The organism is Brevibacillus sp., from assembly GCF_003521185.1.
Lineage (GTDB): Bacteria > Bacillota > Bacilli > Brevibacillales > Brevibacillaceae > Brevibacillus > Brevibacillus parabrevis.
In genome coordinates, this window is record NZ_DOTK01000043.1 from 1 (window position 1) to 26297 (window position 26297).

Here is a 26297-nt window from a genome sequence, read left to right on the forward strand (position 1 = left end):
ATGGGTAGCCTCCTACCCGATCATGAAGACAGAGGGGCCGGATTACAATAGGAGCAGCAGATGAAAAATTTCTCTCCTATTTTTCAGGGAGAGCGTATATACTTTCTAATAGAGTGATGGAAGAAAAGCTGACATTAAACGAGAGGGGAGGAGAAACGAATGGCTTATGATTTTTTGATGAAGCTGGGGATTGCGATGTTTCTGGGCTTGCTGATCGGGATGGACAGACAGTTGAAGCACAAGCCGCTTGGCGTGAAGACAAGCATGGTCATATCGGTGGCGAGCTGCTTGATTACGATTGTTTCGATTGAGTCTGTCCATCGGTTCTCCTTGCCTGGGCACACCAATATGGACCCGTTGCGACTTGCTGCACAAATTGTCAGCGGGGTCGGTTTTCTCGGCGCCGGCGTCATTTTGCGCAGAAGCAACGATGTGATTTCCGGGCTGACGACAGCTTCCATGGTCTGGGCGGCTTCCGGGCTGGGTATTGCGGTGGGAGCAGGTTTTTACTTTGAGGCTGTGACCGCGACAGTCCTGATCATTTTGGCGATCAACCTGTTTCCGCTCATCCTCAAATGGGTCGGACCCGAATCTTTGCGGCAACGAGATTTGTCGATCAAGATCGTGGTCGAGAGCGGCGGCGATCTGGATGGCATTTTCAAGCAGATTAAGCACATCGACCTGCAGGTGAAGCGGGTCAAGGTCAAGGACCTGGAGAACGGACTGCAAAAGCTGGAGATGATGATTACCGCTTCGGAGAATACATATACGACTGATATTTACAGCTTGCTGAAAGCTGTGGATCACGTGATGTCCGTCGAGGTAGAAAGCAGATAAGCACTTGGACAAGAACCGCAGTTTGCCACACAAGAGGCGCTGCGGTTTTTTATATACACTTCTCCTCTTGATAACAAGAATGAAAATCATTATCATTTTAATTGAATACGTCTGCCTTTATTCCAAAAGGGAAGAAGTGGACATGATAAAAGAGGCAATCATTCATAGAGGAGGATGCGAGATGGAATTTCGTATTGAAAAAGACACGTTGGGTGAAATGAAAGTGCCTGCCGACAAGCTGTGGGGGGCGCAAACGCAGCGCAGCTTCCAAAACTTCGAGATCGGTGAAGAAAAAATGCCGCTGGAAGTTGTCCGCATGTTTGCCATTCTGAAAAGAAGCGCAGCTTTGGCTAACCAAAAGCTGGGCAAGCTGGATGCGGAAAAGGCCGAAGCGATCGTGGCAGCAGCAGACGAAGTCATCGCAGGAAAATGGAACGAGCATTTCCCATTGGTTGTCTGGCAAACGGGAAGCGGCACCCAGTCCAACATGAACGTCAACGAAGTCATCGCGCACCGCGCCAACCAACTGCTGGAGGCAAAAGGCAGCAGCGCGCGCATTCACGCCAACGACGATGTGAACAAATCGCAAAGCTCCAACGATACGTTCCCGACTGCCATGCACATGGCTGGACTGGTCGCAGTCGAGGATCAAGTTTTGCCTGCACTCGCCCTGCTGAAACAGACGCTGAAAGAAAAGAGCGAAGCATACATAGACATCATCAAAATCGGCCGGACTCACTTGCAGGATGCTACCCCGCTGACACTCGGTCAGGAAATCAGCGGCTGGGTGCGCATGCTGGAAAAAACGGAGAAAATGATCAAGGAAAGCAACGAGTATTTGCGCGAACTGGCGATTGGCGGTACCGCGGTTGGAACAGGCATCAACGCACATCCGCGCTTCGGTGAGATGGTCGCTGCGGAAATCAGTGAAGCGACCAACAAAAAGTTTGTCACGGCGGAAAATAAATTCCACGCGCTGACCAGCCACGATGAGCTGGTGCATGTACATGGCGCGTTGAAGGCACTGGCAGCCGACTTGATGAAGATCGCCAATGACGTCAGATGGCTGGCGAGCGGCCCGCGCTGCGGCATCGGTGAAATCGTGATCCCTGCCAATGAGCCGGGCAGCTCCATCATGCCAGGAAAAGTGAACCCGACGCAAAGCGAAGCGATCACGATGGTAGCTTGCCAAGTCATGGGCAACGATGCCGCTATCGGTTTTGCCGCTAGTCAAGGCAACTTCGAGCTGAACGTGTTCAAGCCGGTTATCATCTACAATTTCCTGCAATCCGCACGTCTGCTTGCAGACTCGATCAAGTCGTTCAACGACCATTGCGCGGTAGGCATTGAGCCGAACCTTGCTGTTATCAAGGAGAACCTGAACAACTCGCTGATGCTGGTAACGGCGCTCAACCCGCATATCGGCTATGAAAATGCGGCAGCGGTAGCGAAACTGGCGCACAAGGAAGGCATTACGCTCAAGGAAGCAGCGATCAAGAGCAACCTTTTGACAGAGGAGCAATTCGACGCGGTAGTGCGTCCTGAGCAAATGATTCATCCAAAAGAATAGAAAGCAGTCGGAAGCTTGCGCACGCCAGTGTGTGAGTCGACTGATCCAGCCGATGGCGCGAGTGCCGTCGGCTTTTTTGTTTGGGAAGGCGTGTAGAAGCGGGCGAACTCGCTCCAGGACTTGCGATTTTCGCCGAGCATTTGGGCTGCCTGACGCAGCTTTAGCTTTTCTTTAAACATTTTTGCTATAGTGGTCAGTAACGACTCGGATTCGTGCGGAGGTGCGGACAATGAGAATTTTGATCGTTGATGACGACAAGGAAATTGTGGACTTGCTGGCGATTTATTTGGGCAACGAAGGCTACGAAATCGAAAAAGCCTACGACGGCTTGCAGGCGCTGGAAAAGCTGGCGCAAAAAAGCATGGATCTCGTCATTTTGGACGTGATGATGCCCAATATCGATGGACTGGAAGTGACAAAACGCATACGCAAAAATTCCACCATCCCGATCTTGATGGCCAGCGCCAAGACGAACGACATGGATAAAATCATGGGACTGATGACAGGAGCCGACGACTATGTCGTCAAGCCGTTCAATCCGCTGGAGGTCATTGCGCGGGTGAAGTCGCTCCTGCGGCGGGCGAACTACGTGCAGCAGCAAAAACAAGACCATGTGATCGAGGCGGGGCCGCTTATTATCGACAAGCAAAGCCACGTCGTCCAGACGAAGGACGGCATCCCGATCAAGCTGACGGCGCTCGAATTTTCCGTGCTGTTTTTGCTGGCGAGCCACCCCAACCGGGTATTTTCTTCCGAAGAAATTTTCGACCGCTGCTGGAAAATGGAGAACTACGTGTCCTACAAAACCGTCATGGTGCACATCAGCAACTTGCGGGAGAAGCTGGAGAAAGCGACGAAGGGCGAGAAGGTGATCCAAACGGTCTGGGGGGTGGGCTATAAAATTGAAGCTTAGTACCAAGTATTTTTTTCGCATTCTCGTCGATCTGTTGCTCAGCTTGCTGATTTTTTACGCCCTGTTCCAGACAGCCGCTTATTTCGCCAACAAATATTTGTACAGCATTCCCCAGATCAAAGAGTACGTCTGGATGCTGAGACGCACATTCGGGACAGATTCTTTCAAAATCCCGATCATTCTCTTGGCGACAGGCTTGTTTGCCGCCTGGACGATCGTCCGTATTCGCAAATACGTCGAGCAAAAGCAGATGGAGCAAATTATTTCCGAGCTGCACTACATTGCCAAAGGAAACTATGAGCACGTTATTTCCATACGCCCCGAAGGCAATTTGGGGAATGTCGTGGACAGCATTCATGCGCTGGTGAAAAGCACGCGCGATGCGATGGAGGAGGAGCGGCGGCTGGAGCAGTCCAAAGATGATCTGGTGACCAACGTTTCCCACGACCTGCGCACTCCGTTGACTTCGATTATTGGATATTTGGGGCTGATCGAGCAGAACAAGTACACGGACGAACAGCAGATCAAGCAGTACGCCCATATCGCTTATGAAAAGGCCAAACAGATGAACGTGCTGGTCAACGATCTGTTTGAATATACCAAGGTGCGAAACAGAGGAGCGCATGTGAGCCACACGCAATTTGATCTGGTCGAGCTGGTCGAGCAAGTATCGGTTGGTTTTCGCATCGACGCGCAGGAAGCGGGGCTGTCTCTGCACGTCGATACGCCGGATCAAAAAATCGAAATGACCGGAGACACCGACAAGCTCGTGCGCGTGTTGGAAAATCTCATTTCCAACGCGGTAAAATACGGGCGTGACGGTACGGACATTCTCGTGCGCGTATTTGTTGAGGGGCGGGGAGTGGCTATTACCGTTGCCAACAACGGGGCGCCCATCCCGGCTGAGTATTTGCTGAGCTTGTTTGAACGGTTTTTTCGCGTGGAAGGCTCGCGCTCCAAAGAAACAGGCGGATCAGGTCTTGGACTCGCCATCGCCAAAAGCATTATCGACTTGCACCAGGGCACGATTTCTGTGGAGAGCACGCCGGAGTGGACGACGTTCACCGTATGGCTTCCCCGCACTATAAGCGGAACGTTATAAATCCTTTACTCTTTCTTTACCATTGGTTGCGATTTTTTTAAATATGAAAGCCTATCCTTATCAGCATGGATGCAGAACGTGTCATGCGGGCAAGGAGGGCTTTTTTTATGAGGAGAGGCAATTTGCTGCTGTTGTTGGTGGCTCTGGTGGTCGGAATTGCGTTTTTTCGCGATACGATTTCCGTAGAGGCTGACCTGCGGCTTAATCAAGTCTTGGGGAATTTGCGGGTGCTGGACGCCAATGTAGATGCGCGGGCAGCCATCCTGATCGATAGTCAGACAGGCGAAGTCTTGTATGCGCAAGACGCCGATACAGCATATCCGGTGGCGAGTATGTCCAAAATGATGACCGAGTACCTGCTGCTCGCAGCGATCCAGGAACAGCGGGTAACGTGGGAAGACGAGGTGCCTGTTTCCGTCAATGCTGCCAGCGCCGAGGGAGCGAGAGTCAGTCTTGAGCCGGGGCGCAGCTATCCGTTGAAAGACTTGTACGAAGCCATGGCAGTCGGCTCAGCGAACAATGCGGCAGTGGCGATTGGCGAATATTTGGCAGGCAGCACCCCGGCCTTTGCTGAGCAGATGAATTTGAAAGCGGCGGAGCTTGGTTTGACAGCCTCGTCATTTGTGAATGCGACCGGACTGGATTATGATTATGGACAAAACGAAATGACAGCGAGAGACGTGGGAATGCTCGCTTACTATTTGATCCGGGATTTTCCCGAGATTGTGGATTTGACCGCGCAGCCGTCTGTGCGGCTTACAACAGGAGAAAGAGTGAAAAACACCAATCTGATGGTGCAAGCAGACGACCATTCGATGAGCGTGCTCGGACTGGATGGGCTGAAAACGGGCTTCACCGATCAGGCAGGCTACTGTTTCACCGGAACCGCCAAACAAGGCGATAAACGCTTGATCTCCGTAGTGATGGGCGCAGAAAATGAGGCGATTCGTTTTACGGAGACGAAGAAGTTGTTGGAGAGGGGATTCGACCTTGAGTCAGACCGAAAAAAAGGGTAACCCGCTGGGGCTGGTGACCATCGTTGGCTATATCGTGTTCGCCCTGTATTTGTTTTTGGTGGTCAAAATATTGCTGTTCAAATTCGGCAGCCTGGACAGAGAGCTGCTGACAGCGCAATGGGAGATTGTGCGCAGCGACCCCGGAGCCATTTTGGAGCGTTTTCACACGCGAGCCAATTTGGTGCCTTTTCATGAAATCCAAAGCTATTTGCACGCGATTCAGCAACATCGCAGCGGGCACAGTCTGGTGAACTTTGCTGGGAACATAGTGGCTTTTATGCCGTTCGGCTTTTTGCTGCCGCTTTTGTTTGCCAAAAAGGCGAGCGGAATGGGAAAAGTCGTGTGGCTCTCGTTCTTGCTGAGCCTGCTGCTGGAGACAACTCAGCTGGTCATGAGTTGCGGGACATTTGACGTCGACGACCTTTTGCTGAACACGTCAGGAGGGTTTTTGGGTTATGTCATGTACAGACTGGTGCGGCTGGCCTTTTTTCCGCGTGTCCAAAACAGGAGAAGCTCCGTGGCTGTTCATTCCACAAGAAATTAACCGATCAGGCAAAAAGCCGTTGACCTTAGGTCTGACCTAAGGTGTAAGGTTAAGGTAATCCTGGCCGGGAGTGGTGTTGCATGAAAAATGAAATCACAATCAGCGAGCTGGCGCGCATTATGAATGTGTCTGTGCATCAAATTCGCTACTTTGAAGAGAAAGGCATTTTCCAGCCTGCCTATATCGATGACAACCAGTACAGAATGTACAGCATCGAGCAGATTTACGAGCTGTCTCACATCTTGCTGCTGCGCAGACTGGGGGTATCCGTATCTGCCATCAAGGATTGCCTGACAGCTTTCACCGCAGATCAATATCAGCAATTGCTCCGCCAGTCGTTGCTGGAAACGAACGCGCAAATTCGCAAGCTTTTGGAACTGCAAGCATTCATTCAAAAAGTATTGCGAGAGCAGCATGATTTTGCGAGTCGGCCCGATTCCTTTCAAATAAAGCGGTACGAACCTGTCCGTCTCATGCGCTGGCTGGAAATGGACGAACAGACACACATTCAGGCGAGACAACTCGCTGAACAGGCAAGGCTGGTGCCAAACCTGTTCGAGACAGACGTCCACTATTTGTACGACGGTTCGGGAACGGTGTCCTTGTGTCTGGAAGCGCCGGAGTCTGGAAACATGACACTGCCGGGCGGCTCATACTTGACTTTTCAAGGGCTGGCGAATGGCGATGCGGCAACCGACCAGTTGATCGAGCGCTTTTACGAGTATCTGGCGGCTCAATCTCTCGTCGCGACCGGACCGCTTGTGCTGATTGAAAAATCGTATTTGTCTTTGTTCAGCGGCCAGCACTTGCATTACGAGCTACGGGTACTGCTGGACGCTGCTGACTTGTAAAAAGGAGGTGCAGGCATTATGAATGTCTCACCGATCACGCTGGAACCGATGCAGGCGAAGTACAATCAACCAGTCAGCCGTCTGCTTGTTGAGAGCTTTCGCAACAAGTTTCAGCCATTAACCAAAATGAGCGACAGTGAGTTGGCGCGGTGCTTTGAAATTTTGCTCCATCATTTTCCCGATGAACCGGCAAGTCAGCGAGCCGTTGCCGTTCAAAACGGAGAGGTTGTCGGGACGCTCTCGCTCAAATGGAAGACCGCCGAGGAAGCGAAGCAAGAAAGTCTGTTTCCTCCGTGGGATGAGTTCAAAACATTCGGGAAATGGCAGCTGTTGAAGCTGACTATCGGCCTGTACTGTCTCACCCATCAGTTGAAAGTGGGCGAGTGCTATATTGCCGATGTAGCTGTCCACCCGCTGCACCAGGGGAAGGGAGTCGGCAAACTTTTGATGCAATGGGCGTTGAATGAATGGCAAGACCGCCCGCAACTGGATCAGCTCAGTTTGCATGTCTCCGGGAAAAACCAGCGTGCCAAGCAATTGTACGAACAGCTGTCTTTTCGCACCCAAACCAGACAACAAAGCTTGACCAGCTTGCTTTTGTTCAAGGAATACGAATGGGAGTATATGGTGCGAACACGGAGAGCAGGGGAAAGTGCATGAAACGCAAATGGATGATCAGTATCATGAGCACCCGCCGAGGTGCTCTTTTTTATGCTGACAGTTCCCCTTGTTTTGTCCCAACGCCTATGTTTACACTAATAATTAGTTGAAAGCTACGACCTATTCTATCGAAAGAGAAGGTGATTCTCTTTGCTGCATAAAGCGCAAGAAGTTTTGCAAAAATACTTTGGCTACGAAACATTTCGCGAGGGACAAAAGAAAATTATCGAAAGCCTCCTGGAAGGACACGACACGGTAGGCATCATGCCGACGGGCGGGGGAAAATCAATCTGCTACCAGGTTCCGGCGATGCTTTTTGACGGGGTAACCATCGTCATCTCGCCGCTCATTTCCTTGATGAAGGATCAGGTTGACGTACTGGTCAGCATGGGGATTGCCGCTACGCAAATCAACAGCTCGCTCGATTACAGCGAGGTGCGGGAGCGCCTGCGGATGGCTGCGCGTGGCGAATACAAGCTGCTCTACATTGCCCCGGAACGGCTCGAATCGGAATCGTTTCAACAACTGATCCGGAATATGCCGATCTCCTTCATCGCTGTCGATGAGGCGCACTGTGTCTCCCAGTGGGGGCATGATTTCCGCCCAAGCTATCTGGAAATCGCCCGTTTTTTGGACACGCTGCCAGAGCGTCCGATCGTCGCTGCCTTGACTGCGACAGCGACACCGGAAGTAACCGCTGATATCAAGCGCCAGCTGTCGCTTGCAGACGAGCGGCTTTTCATCACGGGCTTTGGCAGGGACAACCTCATCCTGTCTGTGCGCAAAGGGGAAAATCGCCGCGAGTTCATCCAATCTTATTTGAAGGCGAACAGACAGCAGGCCGGAATTATTTACGCTGCGACGAGAAAAGACGTCGATGCTCTTCATGCCGATCTGGCAAAGCGCGGCTTTCCGGTCACCAAATACCACGCCGGACTGTCAGAGGAAGAGCGTGCTGCCAATCAGGAGGCTTTCCTGTTCGACGACGTTCGCACGATGGTTGCCACCAATGCGTTCGGAATGGGAATCGACAAGTCCAACGTGCGCTATGTCATTCATTACAACATGCCGAAAAACCTGGAGGCGTACTATCAGGAGGCCGGGCGCGCCGGGCGTGACGGCGATCCGAGCGAGTGCATTTTGCTGTACCAGCCGCAGGATATTCAGACCCAGTCGTTTTTCATTGAGCAAAACCAGCTGACGGACGAGCGCAAAGATCACGAGTACAAAAAGCTCTACGCCATGGTCGATTACTGCCGGACGCCGAGGTGTTTGCAGCAGTATATCGTGCAGTATTTCGGGGAAGCCGATGCCCCGGAGTGCGGCCGCTGCCACAACTGCACCGATGAGACAGAGCTGAGCGACATCACGCTCGAAGCGCAAAAAATCTTTTCCTGCGTGAAGCGCATGCGGGAACGCTTCGGCGCGGCACTGGTCGCACAGGTGCTCAAAGGCTCGAAAAACAAAAAGGTGACCCAGCTCCAATTTGATCAGCTTCCCACGTACGGTCTGATGAAGGAGTACAAGGAAAAAGAAATTGCCGACCTGATCCAGCTGCTGATCGCGGAAGGGTACTTGCAGGTGACAGAGAGCCAATACCCGATCGTCAAGCTGGGAGAGCGGGCATTGCCCGTTTTGATGGGCGAAGAGCGCGTCGTGCAAAAAATCTCGATCCGTCCGGTTGCTCTCACGGAAGATGACGAGCTGTTCGAACAGCTGCGAACGCTGCGCAAAGAAATCTCGCAAAAAGAAGGCGTGCCGCCGTACGTCATTTTCCACGACAGCACTTTGAAGGAAATGAGCAGCCTTTGCCCGACTGACAAACAGGCCATGCTCAAGATCAAAGGTGTGGGCGAATCCAAATTCGACAAGTACGGGCAGCTCTTCCTTGAGTGCTTGCAAAACTACGCTGCCGTCAAGCCGTGACTTCTTTTGTCGCGGCTTTTTTGTGGGGAGAATCAGCAAAAATCGTCCCATTCGCCGGCACTGCCTGCTATAGTTAGAGAGAAAGCCAAAATTTTCTTAGAATAGAGAACAGGAGGAGCGAAAAGCTTTACCAGCGCACGGGATCTGACAGAATGAGAGAAACAGAGGGGAAACTATGAAAAAGAAGGTAGCTTTACTGGCAAAAAGCTTGATGAGCGTAGCGATGACCACAATGGTGCTGGGCAGTGCCTTGGCGGGAATCGCTGCACCGACAAAAGCGGCGGAAGCGCCGACCAAAATCACGCTGTTGGGCACATCTGACATCCACGGCCGCTTCATGCCATGGGATTATGCGCTCGACGGCCCGAATACAAACGGCAGCCTGACGCAACTGTTCACCATGATCAAGGACATTCGCAAAGAAAATCCGAACACCGTACTGGTCGATGCAGGTGATTCGATACAAGACAACTCCGCTGAACTGTTCAACGACCAGCCGCAGTCGCCGATGATGGTCGCCATGAACGAAATGAACTACGACGCCTGGGCGTTTGGCAACCACGAGTTCAACTTCGGACTGGATGTACTGGACAAAATCAGCGGCCAGTATAAAGGGGCAGTTCTCGCGGGCAACATCTACAAAGAAAATGGCGAGCGTTTCTTGCCTGCTTATACGATCGTAGAGCGCGCAGGCGTAAAAATCGGTCTGATCGGCATGAACACGCCAATGATTACCGATTTTGAAAAAGGCACCGACCATCTGGATGGCCTCGTGGTCAAAAATCCGGTAGAAGAAACGAAGAAAGCCGTAAAAGAACTGCAAGGCAAGGTAGACGTCATGATCGGCGTCATGCATATGGGCATCGAGAACGAAAACGGCATTCCAGGCACAGGCGTAGCTGATATCGCCAACGCCGTACCGGAGCTGACCGCCATTTTTGCGGGCCACATGCACAAACTGGTGAAAAAAGAAGAAATCAACGGTGTGCTGATTTCCGAGCCGGACAAATACGGTACGCACCTGTCGCGCATTGATCTGACTTTTGAAAAGAAAGACGGCAAAGTTGTGCTGACCAGCAAGGAAGCGACTGCTTTGCCTGTAAAAGGCGCTGACGGCACTCCGGCTGTTTCCGATCCTGAGCTGGAAACGAAGCTCAAGCCGTTCCACGAGTTTGCCCGCGCAGATGCGAACATCGTTGTTGCCGAGCTGAAAGGCATGAACCTGGTGCCGAAAAACGAGGTGGAAGGCATCCCGACTGTGCAAATTCAGGAGACGCCACTGTCCGACTTCTTCCACGAAGTGATGCTCTACTACAGCAAGGCAGACGTCGTCGCTCACCAGATCGACAACGACAAGGCCAAGCTCGATGTCGGCCCGATCAAGAAAAAAGACATCGCCTACAACTATCAGTACACATTCGGCGAAATCACAGTATACAAAGTGACCGGAAAAGATTTGAAAGATTACATGGAGTGGGCAGTAGGCTACTTCAATTCCACTCGTCCTGGCGACGTAACTGTCAGCTTTGACCCGAAACGCCGCGCTTCCAAATACAGCACCAACGACTTCTTCGGCGGCGTGAAATACGAGATTGACCTGACCAAGCCATACGGCAGCCGCATCACCAACTTGCGCAAGCTCGACGGAACACCAATCAAGCCAGAGGACAGCTTGAAGCTCGGCATGAATGCGTACCGGATGGAAGCCCTGCAAGCAAAAGGCGGCGCGCTGGAAGGACGCAAGTTCGATCAGCTGTGGACGTCCAAAGCAAATGATGCTTTTGGAGAAACAGGCGGAACAATCCGCAACCGCGCTATCGCGTACTTGCAAGAAGTGAAAAAAGGCGTATATGAGCCAAAAGTGCAAAACAACTGGAAGATCATCGGCGTCGACACCTCTGCTCCTGAGCGCAAAGACGTAGTAGAGCTGATCAATGCTGGCGTCCTGAGCGTTCCGAAAACAGAAGACGGCAAATACACCAATATCGCTTCGATCAACATCAAAGATGCGGTGACCAAAGAAGAAATCGCGGAACTGACAGCGAAGGCAAAAGTCGACGCAGCGAAATTCGCGAACGTGAAAACAAAAGGCGAGTTTTATCGCCTGCTGAACGAAGCGAGAAAAGCAGCGGCGGTCAAGGAAGCGCAAGCAACCCCTGCTGCCCCTGCGACGACTACGCAACAGAAGAAATAACGCAGCTTGGTCTCGAACCGCACCAAAAAAGCCGTGACGCTTACAGTCACGGCTTTTTGCTGTTCAGGCGGTCTTCTTTTCGCAGCTTTTTCAGGAACTAATCGACTAACCGACGATTCGCTTGCGATGCTTCACCAGGTACAGCAGGAATACGAGCAGCAGCAAGCCTTGGCCGACAATCGCTGCGGAGATGGAAGCGCCGAGGTAAACAATCAGGTAGTAAATTCCCGAGCCGGCTGCCATCAGGAAATTCTCGATAAAATTTTGAATGGCGATGGTTTTCCCGGAGCCGACCATCTTTTTGCCTTCTTCTTGCAGGACGGTGTTCATCGGAATGATGAATACTCCTCCCATGAACCCGACCAAAAGCAGCAGGGAGATGGCGATGCCGATTACGTGAATCCACGGGAACAGCACGATGATGAGAAACATGCCGAAGCCGTAACCGACCGAGCGCGTGAAGCGGGACAGCGGAATCAGCTTCGGTGCGAGAAACGCGCCGATGATGATGCCGATGGAAGTCGTAGCCAAAATCAGCGAGACGGAGAAGCTTTGCGGATTGATCCCGAGAGCGACGGGAATCCAGGCCAGTACAGCTACCCGCAGGACAGCGGAACTCATCCAGAACGCCCCTGTGCCGATCAAAGAAAAGCTCGTTTCCGGGCGGTTCATCAAGTGCTGGAAGTCGATGAAAAAGCGGCGAGCTTCCGCACCGTATCGAATCAGGCTGTTTCCTTTGATGCGCGGGATGAAAAAGGTCATGCCCAGTGACAGCAAGTAGAGAGCGAGACAGATGCTCGACGACAAGAGCGGTGCGGTCGTGGAGGCAATCGCTCCGCCTCCGCCGATTCCGGTCAAAATGGCGACGATCGTATACGCTTCGATGCGCGCATTGGCCTGGAACAACTCATTTTCATTGCGCGTCAGCTCTGGCAAAATGCCGTACTTGGCAGGCGAGTATACGACGGCTCCCACGCCTACCGTAAAGTAACTGAGCATCAACAGCAAAATGCTCGAATGATCGATCACAAACAAGAGTACGACGCCGAGTGCTTTGATCAAGTTCCCGATCACCAGGACAAACGATTTGGCATGTTTGTCGGCAAAAGGTCCGACGAGCGGAGCCAGAAATACGTAAGGCAGAAAAAAGGAAATCGATACGAGTGCGAGCATCGCGGGAGAAAAACCGTTCTCCCGCAACAAGTTGGCGATGACAAACAAAATCATGTTGTCTGCAAAAGCCGAAAGGAATTGCGTGAAATACAGAGCTTGCAATGGTTGTAGTCGCGTTTTCACATCAGTTTCCTCCACTTTCTGCGAGTTGCTTCAGACTGACGTAATCGGTTTTCCCGCTCCCGAGCAGCGGCAATGTCTTGATGAACTGCATGGTGCCAGGGATGAGCAGTGGCGAGTATTGCTTTTCGGTCAAATACGAGCGCAGTTGACCGAGCGCCACATTTTCGTCTGTCGTAAACAGCAGGACGCGCTCGCCTTTTCGCTGATCATTGACGGTAATCGCAGCGAAGCCGGAATGTCCAAAGCATTGCATCGCCAATTCTTCAATCAGATTCAGCGAGACCATTTCGCCGCCGATCTTGGCGAAGCGTTTCAGTCTGGACTGGATGCTGAGAAAACCTTCCTGGTCGGCTGTCACCAAATCTCCGGTGTGATACCACTCTTCTGCCGGAACGAAGCCTTTTCCGTGGATCAGGTAGCCTTTCATGACGTTCGGGCCTTTGACGAGCAGCTCTCCGCCTGCGTCGATTCCGGCGACAGGATCGAGGCGATACGACATGCCAGGCACCAAGCGTCCCACCGTACCGGGTTTGTTCGCCAGCGGGGTGTTCAAAGCGAGAATCGGCGCCGTTTCGGTTGCCCCGTACCCTTCAAAAATCCGCACGCCGAATTTCTCCATCCACAGCTTGCGAACATCGTCTTTCAGTTTTTCCGCTCCGGCGAACACATAGCGCAGCGAGTAAAAGTTATACGGGTGCGCCATTCGTCCGTAGCCTGCCATAAACGTCGAGGTGCCGAACAAAATCGTCGCGTTCTGGTCGTACACCAGCTCCGCAATCGCCTTGTAGTGCAGCGGGCTAGGGTACAAGTAGACGGGAATCCCTTTGACGACTGGCAAAAGCGTGCCGGCAGTCAAGCCGAAGCTGTGGAACATCGGCAATGCATTGAAAAACTTGTCGCGGCTCGTAATGTCGATCATGCTGGTCACCTGCTGGATATTCGCATACAGGTTGGTGTGCGTCAGCACGACGCCTTTTGGCTTGCTTTCGCTGCCGGAAGTGAACAGGATCAGCTCATTGGCGCCGTGCGCCGCTTTTTTGCCAGTCAGATAGGAGCCAAAGGCAGCCAGTTTGTCAAAAGCGGTCGCCGATGCTTTCAAATCTTCGAGATAAATCACTTGCATGCTCGGCGACAGGCCAGCGATGATGTGATCCAGCTTGCCTTTTTCGATGAAGGCGCGCGATGTCAGGATCGTGTCGATATGGGCAGTCTCGCAGCAGTCCAGAAGCGAGCGGATGCCGAGCGAAAAGTTTAGGATTGCAGGTGTTTTTCCGATCGAAAACAAGGACAGCAACGTAATCAGGTGACCGACCGAGTTCGGGAGGAACACGCCGACCACTGGTTTTCCCGTCAGCGGCTGCTGCAATTTTTTGCCGAGCAAGTAGCTTCCGATCAGCAACGTGCGATAGTTGATCGCTGTGGTCAAGTCTTTGGCGATTTCCATTTTTGATCCGTTAAGGCGCGCGGCTGCAATCGTTTCATCGAACAGGTTTACATTTTGCTTCATTCGGCTTTGAAAAATTTCATCTTGCAACGTACGGAGGATCAGGTCATTGGCTGCTGCTTTTTGCTCGCGCATCGAACGGTTTTCTTCGCGTGCGATGGTGAACGGGGTGCCTACGGTCATAGTGACGAGTGGAAACAGTTGGAGACGCAGCTTGCCTTTCAGATAGGAGAAGATCGAGCGCTCCAGTCCGTTGATCGCGATCGGATAAACAGTCGCGCCCGTTCTCATGGCGAGGTAGCCTACGCCGCTGTAAATTTTCATCAGGCCGCCAGTCGTCGTGATGCGGCCTTCCGGAAAGATCACCAGCGTCTCCCCTTTGCGGATCACCCGCAGCATATGGCGGATCGAGTAAGGGTTCAGCGGATCGATGGCGATGTGCTTGCGGAAGCGCAGGAAGAAGGCGAAGCGCTTGGCGATCTCCGTGTTGACGACGAAGGTCGCTCCTTTTGGCAAACAGAACGACAGGAGCACCGCGTCCAGCAGGGAGACGTGATTGGGAATGATCAGAGACGGCTGCGTCAGATCGATTTTGTTTAGTCCGTGAACGCGAGGTCGAAACCACAGCATTAAAATCATTTTCAGGAAGGAATGAATGAGGACCATGTGGACCACACCTTTACAAGGAATAATGGCGTTGCTTTATGTTTTCATTGTAAGGAGTGGGGGAAGTAAAAAAAGTACCAACATTCATTGGTACCTGGTAATAAGACCTAGAACAGCTTCTTTTGGCTGGCTTTGGAGGCCGCTTCCTTGCTCGTTTTCACGCCCATTTTTTTCAGGATGCGGTTGATGTGGTTTTTGATCGTGCGCTTGGTGATGTGCAAGGATTGTTCGATTTGCGTCTGGGTTTTTCCTTGGTGAATCAGTTGGAGGATGTCCTTTTCTGCCGGGGAAAGCAGCTTTTGGTTCTCCTCGTTTTTCAGGCGCAAAAACTCGTTGCGCAAAGCGGCTGCGGCGGTCGGGTGAATCGCCGACTGGCGGTTGTGGGCAGCGCGGATCGCTTCGGGAATTTCCTTGAAGCTGGATTTGCTGATGTAATTGACGGCACCAGCGGAAAAGGACTCGACGATGACGTCCTCGGCTGTCAATGACGTCAGCATGATGATTTTACAGTCCGCTTGCAGGGAAATCAGCTCCATGGCCGTTTCGATGCCATCGAGATTGTTTTCGGTCAGGTTGATATCCATGAGGACGATGTCAGCGCCTGCGTTCAAAAACCGCTCCACAGCTTCTGCTTTGGTCCCTGCCTCGCCGACCACGGCCAGACCCGGCTCTTTGTTCAAGTAATCGATCAGACCTTTTCGCCAGACGGGATCATCTTCTACGAGAAATACTTTGATGGCTTCCATGCCGATAGCCCCCTTCCTGCTTTCATCAATGTGTTATGACGCGTTTTTTCGGGAAGAACAGAAAGACGGTCGTGCCTTTTCCCTGCTCGCTGTATATTTCCAGCATTCCTTGATGTTTTTGCATGACATTGTAGCAATAAGACAGGCCAAGCCCGAAGTTTTGTCCGGTTCTTTTGGTAGAGAAAAACGGATCGAGGACATGCGGCAAATTTTCTTTGGAAATACCTGTTCCCGTATCCGCAACGGCGATGACGAGATGCCGATTGGACAAAAAGAGCTGCACATGGAGCTTTCCGCCGGAGCGCATCGCTTCGATCGCGTTCATGCACAGATTGGTCAACACTTCCCGCAGCTGCACGGCATCGCAGCGCAGACGAAGGCTCTCATCCAGCTCGGCTTCCACTTGAACCTGATATTTTTCCGTGTACGGCTTCAAATTGTGGATGACTTGTGTGACGATTTCGCTCGGCGCAGTAGGGGACTCTTGCAGCTCCACGTCGCGCAGCTGGGTTTGGATGCGGTTCATCATGTCCAGCATGTGCTGGGACGATTGCAGGAGCACTACGGCATCTTCCTGTAAGCCTGGCTGGTTTGTTTCCTTTGCATACGTTTCGATGCGATCCGCGTACAAGGAGATTTTTCCTGCTTCGTTTTTGATCGTATGATTAATGATTTGCGCACCGGATGTGAGAGCACGCAGCGTGCTGTCCAGGCGTCTTTTTTCTACGCGCAGCCGGACGCCGAGGAACCCGTATTTCAGGCTGATGGCGACAATCAGAATGAACTGGATGGCGACGACGAGCATGTTGTACCGCCAGGCTTCGTAATCGTTTTGGATGCGCATGACGTAAATAAAAATAAAGACGAAAAAGAGCGGGACGATAATCAGCACGTTGGTGAAAAAGCTGTTCTTTTTGACCAGCGGGTCTTTCTCGCTCCGGTACTGTACGATGAGCAGCGTGCACGAAACCAGAAAAAAAGGAATGACCCAGGCGACCATGATCCAGTAGTTGAAGGCCAAAACCGGGTGGATCGGCGTAATGGCAAGCATCGAGACCGGGAAGCAGAGCGCAGCAAACTGCGTGATGAGTTTGGTTCTGCGCGCAAGAAACTCCGCCGAATGCACGGCGAACATGAGAAACGAATAAGGCAGTCCGACCTGACAAATAAAAGACGACAGGCGGCTGAGAAAAAGCAAGGTTTGTTCTGTACCAGGCGTCATGGTGAACATCTCCGCCCAAAGCGGCATGATCGTTTCATCGATGACCGCAGAGAGAAAGCCAGCCCCTCCGACAAAGGCAGTGGCACAGGCCCAGCGGATCGACGTCCGTTTCGGGTCGGTGAACAGAGCCAGCAGGCCCAATGCCCACATGGTGAACAAGGTGAAAACCATCATGGCAATCGTGATCTCCTGTCAGTCATGATAAAACCATTATATCGTACTGCGGAGAATGAAACGAAAATTAATCAACTGTCCATGAAAAGCGAACAGAGACGATCTGCGGGGAAGAGTGAAAAAATTGTGACAGATATGGGTATTTTGAACTATATGCTCTGTTCCTGATTCCAAAAATCGCCTATGATGGTATTCATGCAGATAGTCATACAGAACTCATTTTTATTGATCATGAGACGCGGAGGAGAAGCAGACGAATGATGTCATTTATGAAAAAGCATCTGATTGTTCGTATTTTGTGTGTCATCATCTCCGTCTTGGTTCTGGTCGCTGCGGGAAACATTGCCACGCAGATTGTGCAGACGAGAGATGCGGTTGAAGAAGGAATCAACAATTACAACATGCGCATTGCAGAAAGCTATGCTGCTCAAATGAAGCCGGAGCAGTATGCTGATTTTCTGAAGCAGCCGAAGGAAACGGACCTGTACTGGGAGCTTAGACAGGAGCTGGATGTGTTCCGCACACAAATCGGAGCGATTTACGTCTACTTCGTGCGATTTGATGAGAATCAAGTGCCGAAAATTATGATTGATGGACGTCCGCCCAACGATCCGGCTGCTTCTCCGATTGATGAAGTGACAGATATGCCCCCAGATGCTGTGAAGGCGATTATGGCGGGGAACAAGGCAAGCTCGCCCATTATCGAAAATCCGGAGTACGGGACTTACATATCGGCGTATGTTCCTGTCAAAGACAAAAGCGGTGCAGTGCTCGGGGCGTTGGGGATTGATACCGATGTAAAGGTGTACGAGCAGTTGGCGACCAACGTGCTGTGGAAAAGCGTTCCGATCTACATCCTGATGCTCGTTGTCATGTTCGCGGCTGTGCTCGCGATTGTCTGGTTTGTCCAGCGGGCATTGCGTCCGTTGCATGTCGTCAAGGAGAGCGCGGAGAAGCTGGCCGAGGGCGATCTGGCGGCAGCCGGAGTCATTTTGCGTTCCTCTCCGGTAAAGTCCGTGGATGAAATCGGCACCGTCTATCAGTCTATGCTGACGATGTCCGAACATCTGCACAGCCGGGTTCGCGGACTGGTAGTGAATATGGACAAGACGTCCGATCATTTGGTCCTCTCATCGAAAGAACTGGCAGTGAGTGCCGATGAGATGCTGGAGATGGGAGAGAGCATGAATGACAGCGTCAAAGTCATTTACGACGGAGCGCACGCGCAAAAGAAAAGCGCGGACGACAGTGCGAATGCGATTGAAGAGATTGCACTTGGCATAGCGCGGATCGCTGAATCTTCCGCTACGGTGTCCGATGCTTCCATTCACGCTTTGGAAATCGCCCAATCCGGTGACGCGGCAATGAAACGGATGAGCCAGCAGATGCAAGACATTTCGCTTTCGGCTGAGCAGACTTATGAGATCGCCAAAAAATTGAAAGCGTATTCGCAGGAAATCGAGCATGTGCTAGGCACGATCCAAGGCTTCACGGAGCAGACGAAAATTCTCGCGCTGAACGCCTCGATTGAAGCGGCGAGAGCGGGCGAACACGGACTCGGCTTTACGATTGTGGCGCAGGAGGTAGGCAAGCTGGCGAATGCCTCGGCCGCTTCTGTCCAGCAAATCACTGCTTTGTTGGGCAACATCGGAAAAGATTCGGAGAAAATCAGTGTCGAGATGGAGACGGTCACGACCGAGATTAAAGAGGGCGTAGAGTTGTCGACTGAAGCAGAGCGATCGTTTTTGCATGCGGTCAAGGCGTTCATGCTGGTCAGTGAGCAGGTGCAGGAAGTATCCGTCACGACAGAGCAGCTGTCTGCCGGGTCTGAGGAAGTAGCGGCTACGGTCAACAGCATTGCGCACATCGCTTCCGGTGTGAGCGAGCAGACGGAACAGATTCGGACGATGACGAACAGGCAGCTGGAGATGATGAAACAAGTGTACGATGCTTCTGCTGTCCTGAATGCCAACACGCTGGACATGAGAAAAGCGATTCAGCAAGTCAATGTATAGCGACTGTACACAGCCACCCTGTCTGTTTGGAAGGGTGGCTGTTTTTTCGTGATGAGGCATGTACATCCATCATATTCATGGGTAAGCAGGTTTTTCCAAAATGTTGTTGAAATGAAAACGGACAAGTTGTGAGGCAGGTGATCGCAATGAAACGAGTGGATTTCATTTACCAGAAGCTGCTTGATTCAGGTCCTGATACAAAGCTCAGTGCAAGCGAGCTGGCTGAGCTGCTGGGTCTTAGCCGCGCCAACGTAAGCAGTGATTTGAACCGTTTGTGGAAGGAAGGCCGCATCGAAAAGGAGGAGGGGCGTCCTACCCTGTTTTATGTCAAACAGGCGAAGGATTCGCTCTACCTGGCGCAAACTGCATTGGACAGGCTGGCGAAGAAAAACAAAAGCCTGATTACGCGCATCGAGCAGGCCAAAGCGGCTGTGCTGTATCCGCCGCGCGGCATGCATTGTCTGATTCTCGGGGAGACGGGAGTGGGCAAGTCGTGGTTTGCGGGCATGATTCACGAGTTTGCTGTGGATATCGGCCGTCTGGACAAGGGGGCGCCCTTCATCGTCTTTAACTGCGCTGACTACGCCAACAATCCGCAGCTTTTGATCAGTCAATTGTTCGGAGTCAAAAAGGGCGCGTACACCGGAGCGGAAATGGATCGCAAAGGCTTGGTAGAGAAGGCGGACGGCGGCATTCTGTTTCTCGATGAGGTTCATCGGCTGCCAGCGGAAGGCCAGGAAATCTTTTTTACCTTCATGGACAAAGGGACATTCCGGCGGGTCGGCGAGACGGAAGTGGAACGTACGGCTCAGGTGCAAATCGTCATGGCGACGACCGAAAATCCGGAGTCGAGCTTGCTCAAGACGTTCATGCGCCGCATACCGATGGTGATCAAGCTCCCCTCATTGCTGGAGCGGGGGATGGAGGAGCGTCTCGGGCTCGTCATGGAAATTTTCCGTGAAGAAGCGTTTCGCTTGGGCCGGGAGATTCAAATATCAGCGAGCGTGTTGCAGGCGTTTCTTTGCTATCACTGCCCCAACAACATCGGACAACTGAAGACCGACATCCAGCTGACCTGCGCCAGCGCTTATGCCGAGTATATCTCCCTGAAAAAGCATGTTTTGCACATCTCCATTCAGGATGTGCCGCATCACGTCAAGCAGGGACTGCTCATGGCAAAAGACTACAGGCAGGAGCTGGACGAGCTGATTGGCACCGAGCACAAATGTTTTGTCGTGCAGCCCTCCGAGGAAAGCATCTGGTTTGGCGGCGAGCAGGAGGATGCTGCCAACAGCGTCTATGAAAAGATCGAGCAGAAAATATACGAGCTGCAAAATCAGGGCGTCAGCGAAGAAGAGCTGGAATTTGACATAGAAAACTACTTCACGACTTTTATCAAAGGGGTTCATCAGCGAATCAACAAAGGAGATATGGCACGTATCATTGATCCGATCATTATCCACCTGGTCGAAGACATCGTGCGCTATGCGGAAGCGAAGCTGGAGAAAATTTTGAGCCAAAAAGTAATCTTCGGGCTGGCGCTGCACATCCAGACGTCAAAGGAGCGATTGTCGCAAGGGAAGCAGATCGTCCATCCGCATATCAACAGCGTGCGGCTCAAGTACAAAAAAGAGTTCGCTGTAGCATTGGAATGCGTGCGGATGATCGAGGAAGCTTTGCTCATGGACTTGCCGATTGGCGAAGCGGGCTACCTCACCATGTTTTTCGTGCTGGATGACGAGAGCATGCAAGAGGAGCGGGAAACGGTGGGCGTGCTTGTCATTACACACGGCAGCGGAGGCGCGACAGCCATGGTCGACGTGACCAATCGGTTGCTTGTCACCCAATACGCGCGGGCAATTGACTTGCCGCTGGAAGAAGACTCCATGCTTGTGCTGGAGCAGGCGATCAAGACAGCGCGGGACATCGGCAGCGCATCCGGCCTGCTTTTGCTCGTCGATATGGGCTCGCTGCTCGGTTTTGGGGAAATGATCGAAAAGGAACTGGGAATCCCGGTAAAGGTAGTGCCGATGGTGAGCACTCCGCACGTCATCGAAGCGACGCGCAAGGCCATGCTCGGACATTCTTTGGAGGATGTGTACCGCGATGTCGTCAGCATATCGATGCTGCATCGCGAGGAGCTGCCCAAGGAGCCGCCAGCCAAGCTGTCGCCAGCTTTGACGATTGTAGCAGCCTGCCTGTCGGGCGAGGGCAGCGCGCTATTTTTAAAACAACTGCTGGAATCGCGGCTGCGCTATGACGAAAAGCTGTTGGAATTTGTGCCGCTGCAACTGCTGGACAAAGCACAGGCCAAAAGTCGGCTGAAAAAAATCAAGGAAGAACGGACCGTTTTGTGCGTCGTGAGCAATTACATGCTCGATCGCGGCTTGCGCTGCTACAGCATGGATGATGTGATGAACGGCGAGGCGCTGTCCGATATCCAGCAGCTGATCGACCTGGAAGAAGCGTACGTGAAAATGAAACAATCGCTCAAAGAACATCTGAAAATGGTAAAAGGGCAGGACATTCTCGATGACGTCAGGACGTGTGTGACCCGCATGGAAGAAAGACTGGGCAACACGCTTACTTTTGATACGAGAATCGGAGCCTATTTGCACATTTGTTGTCTCGTCGATCGGCTGAAAGCAGGAGAGCATTCCATCGCGTATACAGACAAAGCCGTATTTTTAGCGGGCAATCGCACGCTGTACAACCTGATCCGCCATGAGTTGCAGCCGTTGGCAGACAAATACGACGTGACTTTTAGTGAGGACGATGTCTGTTTCGTCATGAATTTCTTCATACACAATAAAACACTGGTGTAGCTAGTGTTTTATTTTTTGCCAAATTGTCCCTGTTTCCCAAACACTATAGCGCTTTCATTCAAACACTTTTGGCGCAAGCTGACTTTGCGACTCTTAAAATGCGACAACGGTGCCCTTTTTGGTGAAAGCGCATACAAACAAGGTGTTTTGGCACGCGACTTGCTCTAGAAAAAGGACATAAACCAACTGAGGGGAGGAAGTTATATTGAATATCTTGCTATGCTGCGCAGCTGGGATGTCAACGAGCTTGCTGGTACAAAAAATGGAGCAGGCTGCACGGGAAAAAGGGCTGGAAGTGAAAATCTGGGCGGTATCAGCAGATGACGTAAAAAGTCATATTGACCAAGCCGAGGTACTCCTGCTGGGGCCTCAGGTGCGCTACAAGCTGGCGGAAATGAAAAAAGTAGGGGAAGAAAGAGGGATTCCAGTCGATGTAATCCGTACGGTTGACTACGGTTCTCTGAACGGGAAGAACGTGCTGGAATTTGCTCTTCGTCTAAAACAGTAGAGGGGGATGCGTATGGCAGGGTTCAATTCTTTTCTGGAGGCCCGCGTGATGCCTGTGGCGGGCAGGATCGCGGAGCAGAAGCATTTGCAGGCAATTCGTGACGGGATCATTCTCACCATGCCTTTGCTGATTATCGGGTCTCTTTTTCTCATTATCGGCTTCATACCTATCCCTGGTTACAACGAGTTCATGGTTGGGCTGTTTGGCGACTTGTGGCGAACCAAGCTTTTGTATCCGGTGAATGCCACGTTTGACATCATGGCGCTCATCGTCAGCTTCGGAGTAGCGTACCGATTGGCTGAAAAGTACAAGGTTGATCCGCTGTCGGCAGGTGCGATTTCTGTCGCTGCCTTCTTGCTCGCGACCCCGTACAAGACGATGTTTACCCCCGAGGGAGCTACAGCAGCCCAAGAGGTAGGCGGAGTGATCCCGGTCGCCTTGATGGGAAGCCAGGGGCTGTTCGTGGCGATGCTGTTGGCGGTGCTGTCCACCGAGATTTACCGCAAGATCATTCAAAAGAAAATCGTCCTGTCGATGCCCGATGGTGTGCCTCCCGCTGTCTCCCGCTCCTTTGTCGCTTTGATCCCTGCTTCGGCCGTGCTTCTGGTCGTTTGGCTCTTGCGCATCCTCATTGAAAACACTTCGTTTGAAAGCATCCACAACATCGTGAAAGATTTGCTGGTCGGCCCGCTGAGTGCATTGGGCAGCAGCTTGATTGGAGCGATTGTCTGCGTGTTGCTCGTCCATCTGCTCTGGGCGCTCGGTCTGCATGGAGCAGCGATTGTCGGCGGAATCATGAGCCCGATCTGGCTCACTCTGATGGATCAAAACCGGGCGGCGTTCCAGGCGGACCCGAATGGAGATTTGCCGAACATCATCACCACCCAATTTTTTGATCTATGGGTGTACGCGGGCGGCTCAGGTGCGACCTTAGCGCTCGTGGTGCTCATGCTGTTCCGTGCGCGCAGCGAGCAAATGAAAAACATTAGCCGACTTTCCATCGGTCCAGGCTTGTTCAACATCAATGAGCCTGTCACTTTCGGGATGCCGATCGTCATGAATCCGATTCTGATTATTCCGTTTATTCTCGCGCCCGTTGTGCTGGTCATTGTCAGCTATGTGGCGATGTCACTGGGCTGGGTAGCAAAGCCAAGCGGCGTGGCAGTTCCCTGGACGACTCCTGTCATTATTAGCGGCTATTTGGCTTCCGGCGGGAAAATCTCGGGCAGCGTCCTCCAGCTTGTGAATTTCGTCATTGCGTTGGTGATTTACTATCCGTTCTTCCGCTTGTGGGATAAACAAAAGGTGAGCGAGGAGCAGGCGAATGCCGCTTCGAACCAAGCCGTAAACTTGTAATTTACCAGAGGAGAGGCGCTTTATGAAGCTGATTGTGAATGCGGACGATTTCGGTTATTCGAAAGGGGTGAATCTGGGGATCATCGAGGCGCACCGGGCGGGCGTCGTCACCTCTACAACGACCATGGTGAACATGGGCGGTTTCGAACACGCGGTACAATTGGCCAGGGAAACGCCGACACTCGGGGTGGGCATCCATCTGGTGCTCACCTGTGGCGCTCCAGTCAGCCACGATGTACCATCCCTGACAGATGAGCATGGGCGGTTTCACCGTGGATACGACTATTTGGGCACGACGTCGCCGGAGGATGTAGAAAGGGAGCTGCGCAGCCAAATCGAAAAGTATTTGGCGACGGGACTTACCCCGACGCACATCGACAGTCATCATCACGTCCATGCTCATGCAGCGATTTTGCCGATCGTTTTGCGCCTGGCACAAGAATATCGGCTTCCGGTGCGCAATCCGTGGGGGTTTCAAGCAGGGAAAAGGGAGAAGCAGCCGGATGTGCTGACCACGGAAGGCTTTTCCCACCGCTTTTACGGAGAGGACCTGTCTGTTCAAACTTTCTTCGATATTGTCGAGGAGCTGGCGGACTGCTCTGTGGCCGAGATGATGACCCATCCCGCATATTTGGATGAAGCGATTTTGACAGGCAGTTCATACGCGCTGCCGCGTACACGGGAGCTGCAAATTTTAACGGCAAAAGAGATAAAAGAGTACGTGCAAACACGGCAGATACAGCTCGTGACATTTAAAGAACTCGGATAGGTGGAGATCTATTTGGACCATACAGACGTTATTTTTCAGCTGATTTTACACGGAGGGAACGCGAGAAGCCTGGCGATGGAAGCAATCGCACTGGCGAAAAACAAAGACATGGCGGGCGCACAAGATGCGCTGAAACGAGCTGGCGAAGAGCTGAGCCGGGCCCATCACCACCAAACGACTTTTATCCAAAAGGAGATTGCGGGTGAGAAACCGGAGATCAGCATGCTGTTGATCCATGCGCAGGATCATTTGATGAATGCGATGACGATCAAGGATTTGGCCAGCGAGTTTGTCGAGCTGTACAGCCATGTCCACGCGGCAAAGGAGGCGGGAGTGTGAGCGGAATCAAAATCGTAACGATCGGTGGGGGATCGAGCTATACGCCAGAGCTTGTGGAAGGTCTGATCAAACGATACGACGAGTTGCCTGTACGCGAACTGTGGCTCGTCGATATTCCCGAGGGTGAGAAGAAGCTGCAAATCGTCGGTGCTCTGGCGAAGCGGATGGTGGAGAAGGCCGGAGTACCTATGAAGGTGCATCTGACGCTGGATCGGCGCAAAGCGCTCGCGGGCGCGGATTTCGTCACAACGCAAATGCGCGTGGGGCTGCTGGACGCCCGAATCAAGGATGAGCGCATTCCGCTGAAGTACGGGGTCATCGGTCAGGAGACGAATGGGCCTGGCGGACTGTTCAAAGGGCTGCGCACGATTCCGGTCATCATGGACATTTGCCGCGATATGGAAGAGCTGTGCCCGGATGCCTGGCTGATTAATTTCACCAATCCGGCTGGCATGGTGACGGAAGCTGTTCTGCGATACACGAACCGGAAGAAAGTAATCGGGCTGTGCAATGTGCCCATCGGGATGAAAATGGGAGTCGCGACCATATTGGGGGTCGATCAGTCGCGGATACACATTGACTTTGCCGGGCTGAACCATATGGTGTTCGGGCTGGGAGTCTACCTGGACGGAAACAACGTCACTCCGCAGATCATCGACAAGCTGACTGGCGAACAATCGGGAATTACGATGCAAAACATTCTCGATCTCGGCTGGGACAAAGATTTCATCAAAGCGTTGGGGATTCTTCCTTGCCCGTATCACCGCTACTACTACCAGACTCGCACCATGCTGGAGCACGAGCAGGAGGAAGCGAGCAAAAACGGCACGCGGGCAGAAGTGGTCAAGCAGGTGGAAGCGGAGCTGTTCGCGCTGTATGAAGACCCTGACCTGAACATCAAGCCGCCGCAGCTGGAAAAGCGCGGGGGTGCCTATTACAGCGAAGCAGCCTGCAATCTGATTTACTCGATCTACAACGACAAACGGGATATTCAGCCAGTGAACGTCCGCAACAACGGGGCGATTGCGAGCATTCCTGACGACTCTGCTGTCGAAGTAAACTGCGTTATTACCCGGGAAGGGCCAGTCCCGCTTGCCGTAGGAGATTTGCCAGTGCCTGTGCGCGGGTTGGTGCAGCAGATCAAATCGTTTGAACGAGTGGCGGCGGAAGCGGCTGTAACGGGTGACTATCACCAGGCTTTGCTCGCCATGACGATCAATCCTTTGGTGCCGTCCGATGTGGTAGCCAAGCAAATTCTCGACGAGATGCTGGAGGCGCACAAAGAGCATTTGCCACAGTTTTTCAAGCCAGTGACGTAAGGATG

General features: G+C 52.4%; 21 protein-coding genes. 17 read left to right on the top strand and 4 right to left on the bottom strand.

What is annotated here, in order from left to right:
* Positions 1-159 precede the first annotated feature (159 nt).
* From DEP07_RS12490 to DEP07_RS12535, 10 genes are all read left to right on the top strand, one after another.
* A complete protein-coding gene (locus DEP07_RS12490) occupies positions 160-837 on the top strand; it encodes an MgtC/SapB family protein (protein ID WP_063228806.1) in 678 nt (225 codons plus the stop codon).
* A gap of 181 nt (positions 838-1018) precedes the next feature.
* On the top strand, positions 1019-2407 hold the full coding sequence (gene fumC / locus DEP07_RS12495) for a class II fumarate hydratase (protein ID WP_122962438.1): 1389 nt from the start codon (positions 1019-1021) through the stop codon (positions 2405-2407).
* Between the two features lie 220 nt (positions 2408-2627).
* Positions 2628-3320 (top strand): response regulator transcription factor, encoded by a 693-nt coding sequence (locus tag DEP07_RS12500; RefSeq protein ID WP_370641088.1) that lies wholly within the window; start codon positions 2628-2630, stop codon positions 3318-3320.
* The gene (locus tag DEP07_RS12505; protein ID WP_287102558.1) at positions 3310-4422 is read left to right on the top strand and encodes a sensor histidine kinase; all 1113 of its coding nucleotides are present in this window, start codon (positions 3310-3312) and stop codon (positions 4420-4422) included. The genes DEP07_RS12500 and DEP07_RS12505 overlap by 11 nt, the downstream gene beginning before the upstream one ends.
* A 107-nt stretch (positions 4423-4529) precedes the next feature.
* Positions 4530-5438, top strand: coding sequence for a D-alanyl-D-alanine carboxypeptidase family protein (locus tag DEP07_RS12510; protein WP_122962441.1), 909 nt, complete (start codon positions 4530-4532; stop codon positions 5436-5438).
* Positions 5413-5982, top strand: coding sequence for a VanZ family protein (locus DEP07_RS12515; RefSeq protein WP_242773647.1), 570 nt, complete (start codon positions 5413-5415; stop codon positions 5980-5982). The genes DEP07_RS12510 and DEP07_RS12515 overlap by 26 nt, the downstream gene beginning before the upstream one ends.
* An 80-nt stretch (positions 5983-6062) precedes the next feature.
* A complete protein-coding gene (locus tag DEP07_RS12520) occupies positions 6063-6833 on the top strand; it encodes a MerR family transcriptional regulator (RefSeq protein WP_173596291.1) in 771 nt (256 codons plus the stop codon).
* An 18-nt stretch (positions 6834-6851) separates the two neighbouring features.
* Positions 6852-7493, top strand: a complete 642-nt coding sequence (locus DEP07_RS12525) for a GNAT family N-acetyltransferase (protein ID WP_280648681.1) — start codon at positions 6852-6854, stop codon at positions 7491-7493.
* A 150-nt stretch (positions 7494-7643) separates the two neighbouring features.
* Complete coding sequence (recQ, locus tag DEP07_RS12530) at positions 7644-9419, top strand: DNA helicase RecQ (RefSeq protein WP_287102559.1); 1776 nt, start codon at positions 7644-7646, stop codon at positions 9417-9419.
* 232 nt (positions 9420-9651) lie between these two features.
* The gene (locus DEP07_RS12535) at positions 9652-11613 is read left to right on the top strand and encodes a bifunctional metallophosphatase/5'-nucleotidase (RefSeq protein WP_370641113.1); all 1962 of its coding nucleotides are present in this window, start codon (positions 9652-9654) and stop codon (positions 11611-11613) included.
* Between the two features lie 105 nt (positions 11614-11718).
* Here the strand turns inward: DEP07_RS12535 and lplT are convergent, their stop codons facing one another.
* The 4 genes from lplT to DEP07_RS12555 all read right to left on the bottom strand — a co-directional run bounded on the left by lplT (position 11719) and on the right by DEP07_RS12555 (position 17161).
* Positions 11719-12909 carry a lysophospholipid transporter LplT gene (gene lplT, locus DEP07_RS12540; RefSeq protein ID WP_122962447.1) on the bottom strand — a complete coding sequence of 397 codons (1191 nt, stop codon included), beginning with the start codon at positions 12907-12909 and terminating at the stop codon, positions 11719-11721.
* A gap of 1 nt (position 12910) precedes the next feature.
* The gene (locus DEP07_RS12545) at positions 12911-15019 is read right to left on the bottom strand and encodes an AMP-binding protein (RefSeq protein WP_173599553.1); all 2109 of its coding nucleotides are present in this window, start codon (positions 15017-15019) and stop codon (positions 12911-12913) included.
* Positions 15020-15126: 107 nt separating this feature from the next.
* The gene (locus tag DEP07_RS12550; RefSeq protein ID WP_122962449.1) at positions 15127-15765 is read right to left on the bottom strand and encodes a response regulator; all 639 of its coding nucleotides are present in this window, start codon (positions 15763-15765) and stop codon (positions 15127-15129) included.
* A gap of 25 nt (positions 15766-15790) precedes the next feature.
* Positions 15791-17161 (bottom strand): sensor histidine kinase, encoded by a 1371-nt coding sequence (locus tag DEP07_RS12555; protein ID WP_122962450.1) that lies wholly within the window; start codon positions 17159-17161, stop codon positions 15791-15793.
* A gap of 257 nt (positions 17162-17418) precedes the next feature.
* Between DEP07_RS12555 and DEP07_RS12560 the strand changes: the two genes are divergently transcribed.
* The 7 genes from DEP07_RS12560 to DEP07_RS12590 all read left to right on the top strand — a co-directional run bounded on the left by DEP07_RS12560 (position 17419) and on the right by DEP07_RS12590 (position 26292).
* Positions 17419-19176 (top strand): methyl-accepting chemotaxis protein, encoded by a 1758-nt coding sequence (locus DEP07_RS12560; RefSeq protein WP_122962451.1) that lies wholly within the window; start codon positions 17419-17421, stop codon positions 19174-19176.
* 146 nt (positions 19177-19322) lie between these two features.
* Complete coding sequence (locus DEP07_RS12565; protein WP_287102560.1) at positions 19323-22001, top strand: sigma-54-dependent transcriptional regulator; 2679 nt, start codon at positions 19323-19325, stop codon at positions 21999-22001.
* Between the two features lie 205 nt (positions 22002-22206).
* Entirely contained in the window at positions 22207-22509 is a 303-nt protein-coding gene (locus tag DEP07_RS12570; protein ID WP_063228821.1) for a PTS sugar transporter subunit IIB, read from the top strand.
* Positions 22510-22521: 12 nt separating this feature from the next.
* Positions 22522-23865: a PTS cellobiose transporter subunit IIC gene (celB, locus tag DEP07_RS12575; RefSeq protein WP_370641087.1), complete on the top strand. Its 1344-nt coding sequence runs from the start codon at positions 22522-22524 to the stop codon at positions 23863-23865.
* Positions 23866-23887: 22 nt separating this feature from the next.
* Positions 23888-24634, top strand: coding sequence for a chitin disaccharide deacetylase (gene chbG, locus DEP07_RS12580; RefSeq protein ID WP_122962454.1), 747 nt, complete (start codon positions 23888-23890; stop codon positions 24632-24634).
* A gap of 12 nt (positions 24635-24646) precedes the next feature.
* Entirely contained in the window at positions 24647-24973 is a 327-nt protein-coding gene (locus DEP07_RS12585; RefSeq protein WP_122962455.1) for a PTS lactose/cellobiose transporter subunit IIA, read from the top strand.
* Complete coding sequence (locus DEP07_RS12590; RefSeq protein ID WP_173596299.1) at positions 24970-26292, top strand: 6-phospho-beta-glucosidase; 1323 nt, start codon at positions 24970-24972, stop codon at positions 26290-26292. Before DEP07_RS12585 ends, DEP07_RS12590 begins: the two co-directional genes overlap by 4 nt.
* Positions 26293-26297 lie beyond the last annotated feature (5 nt).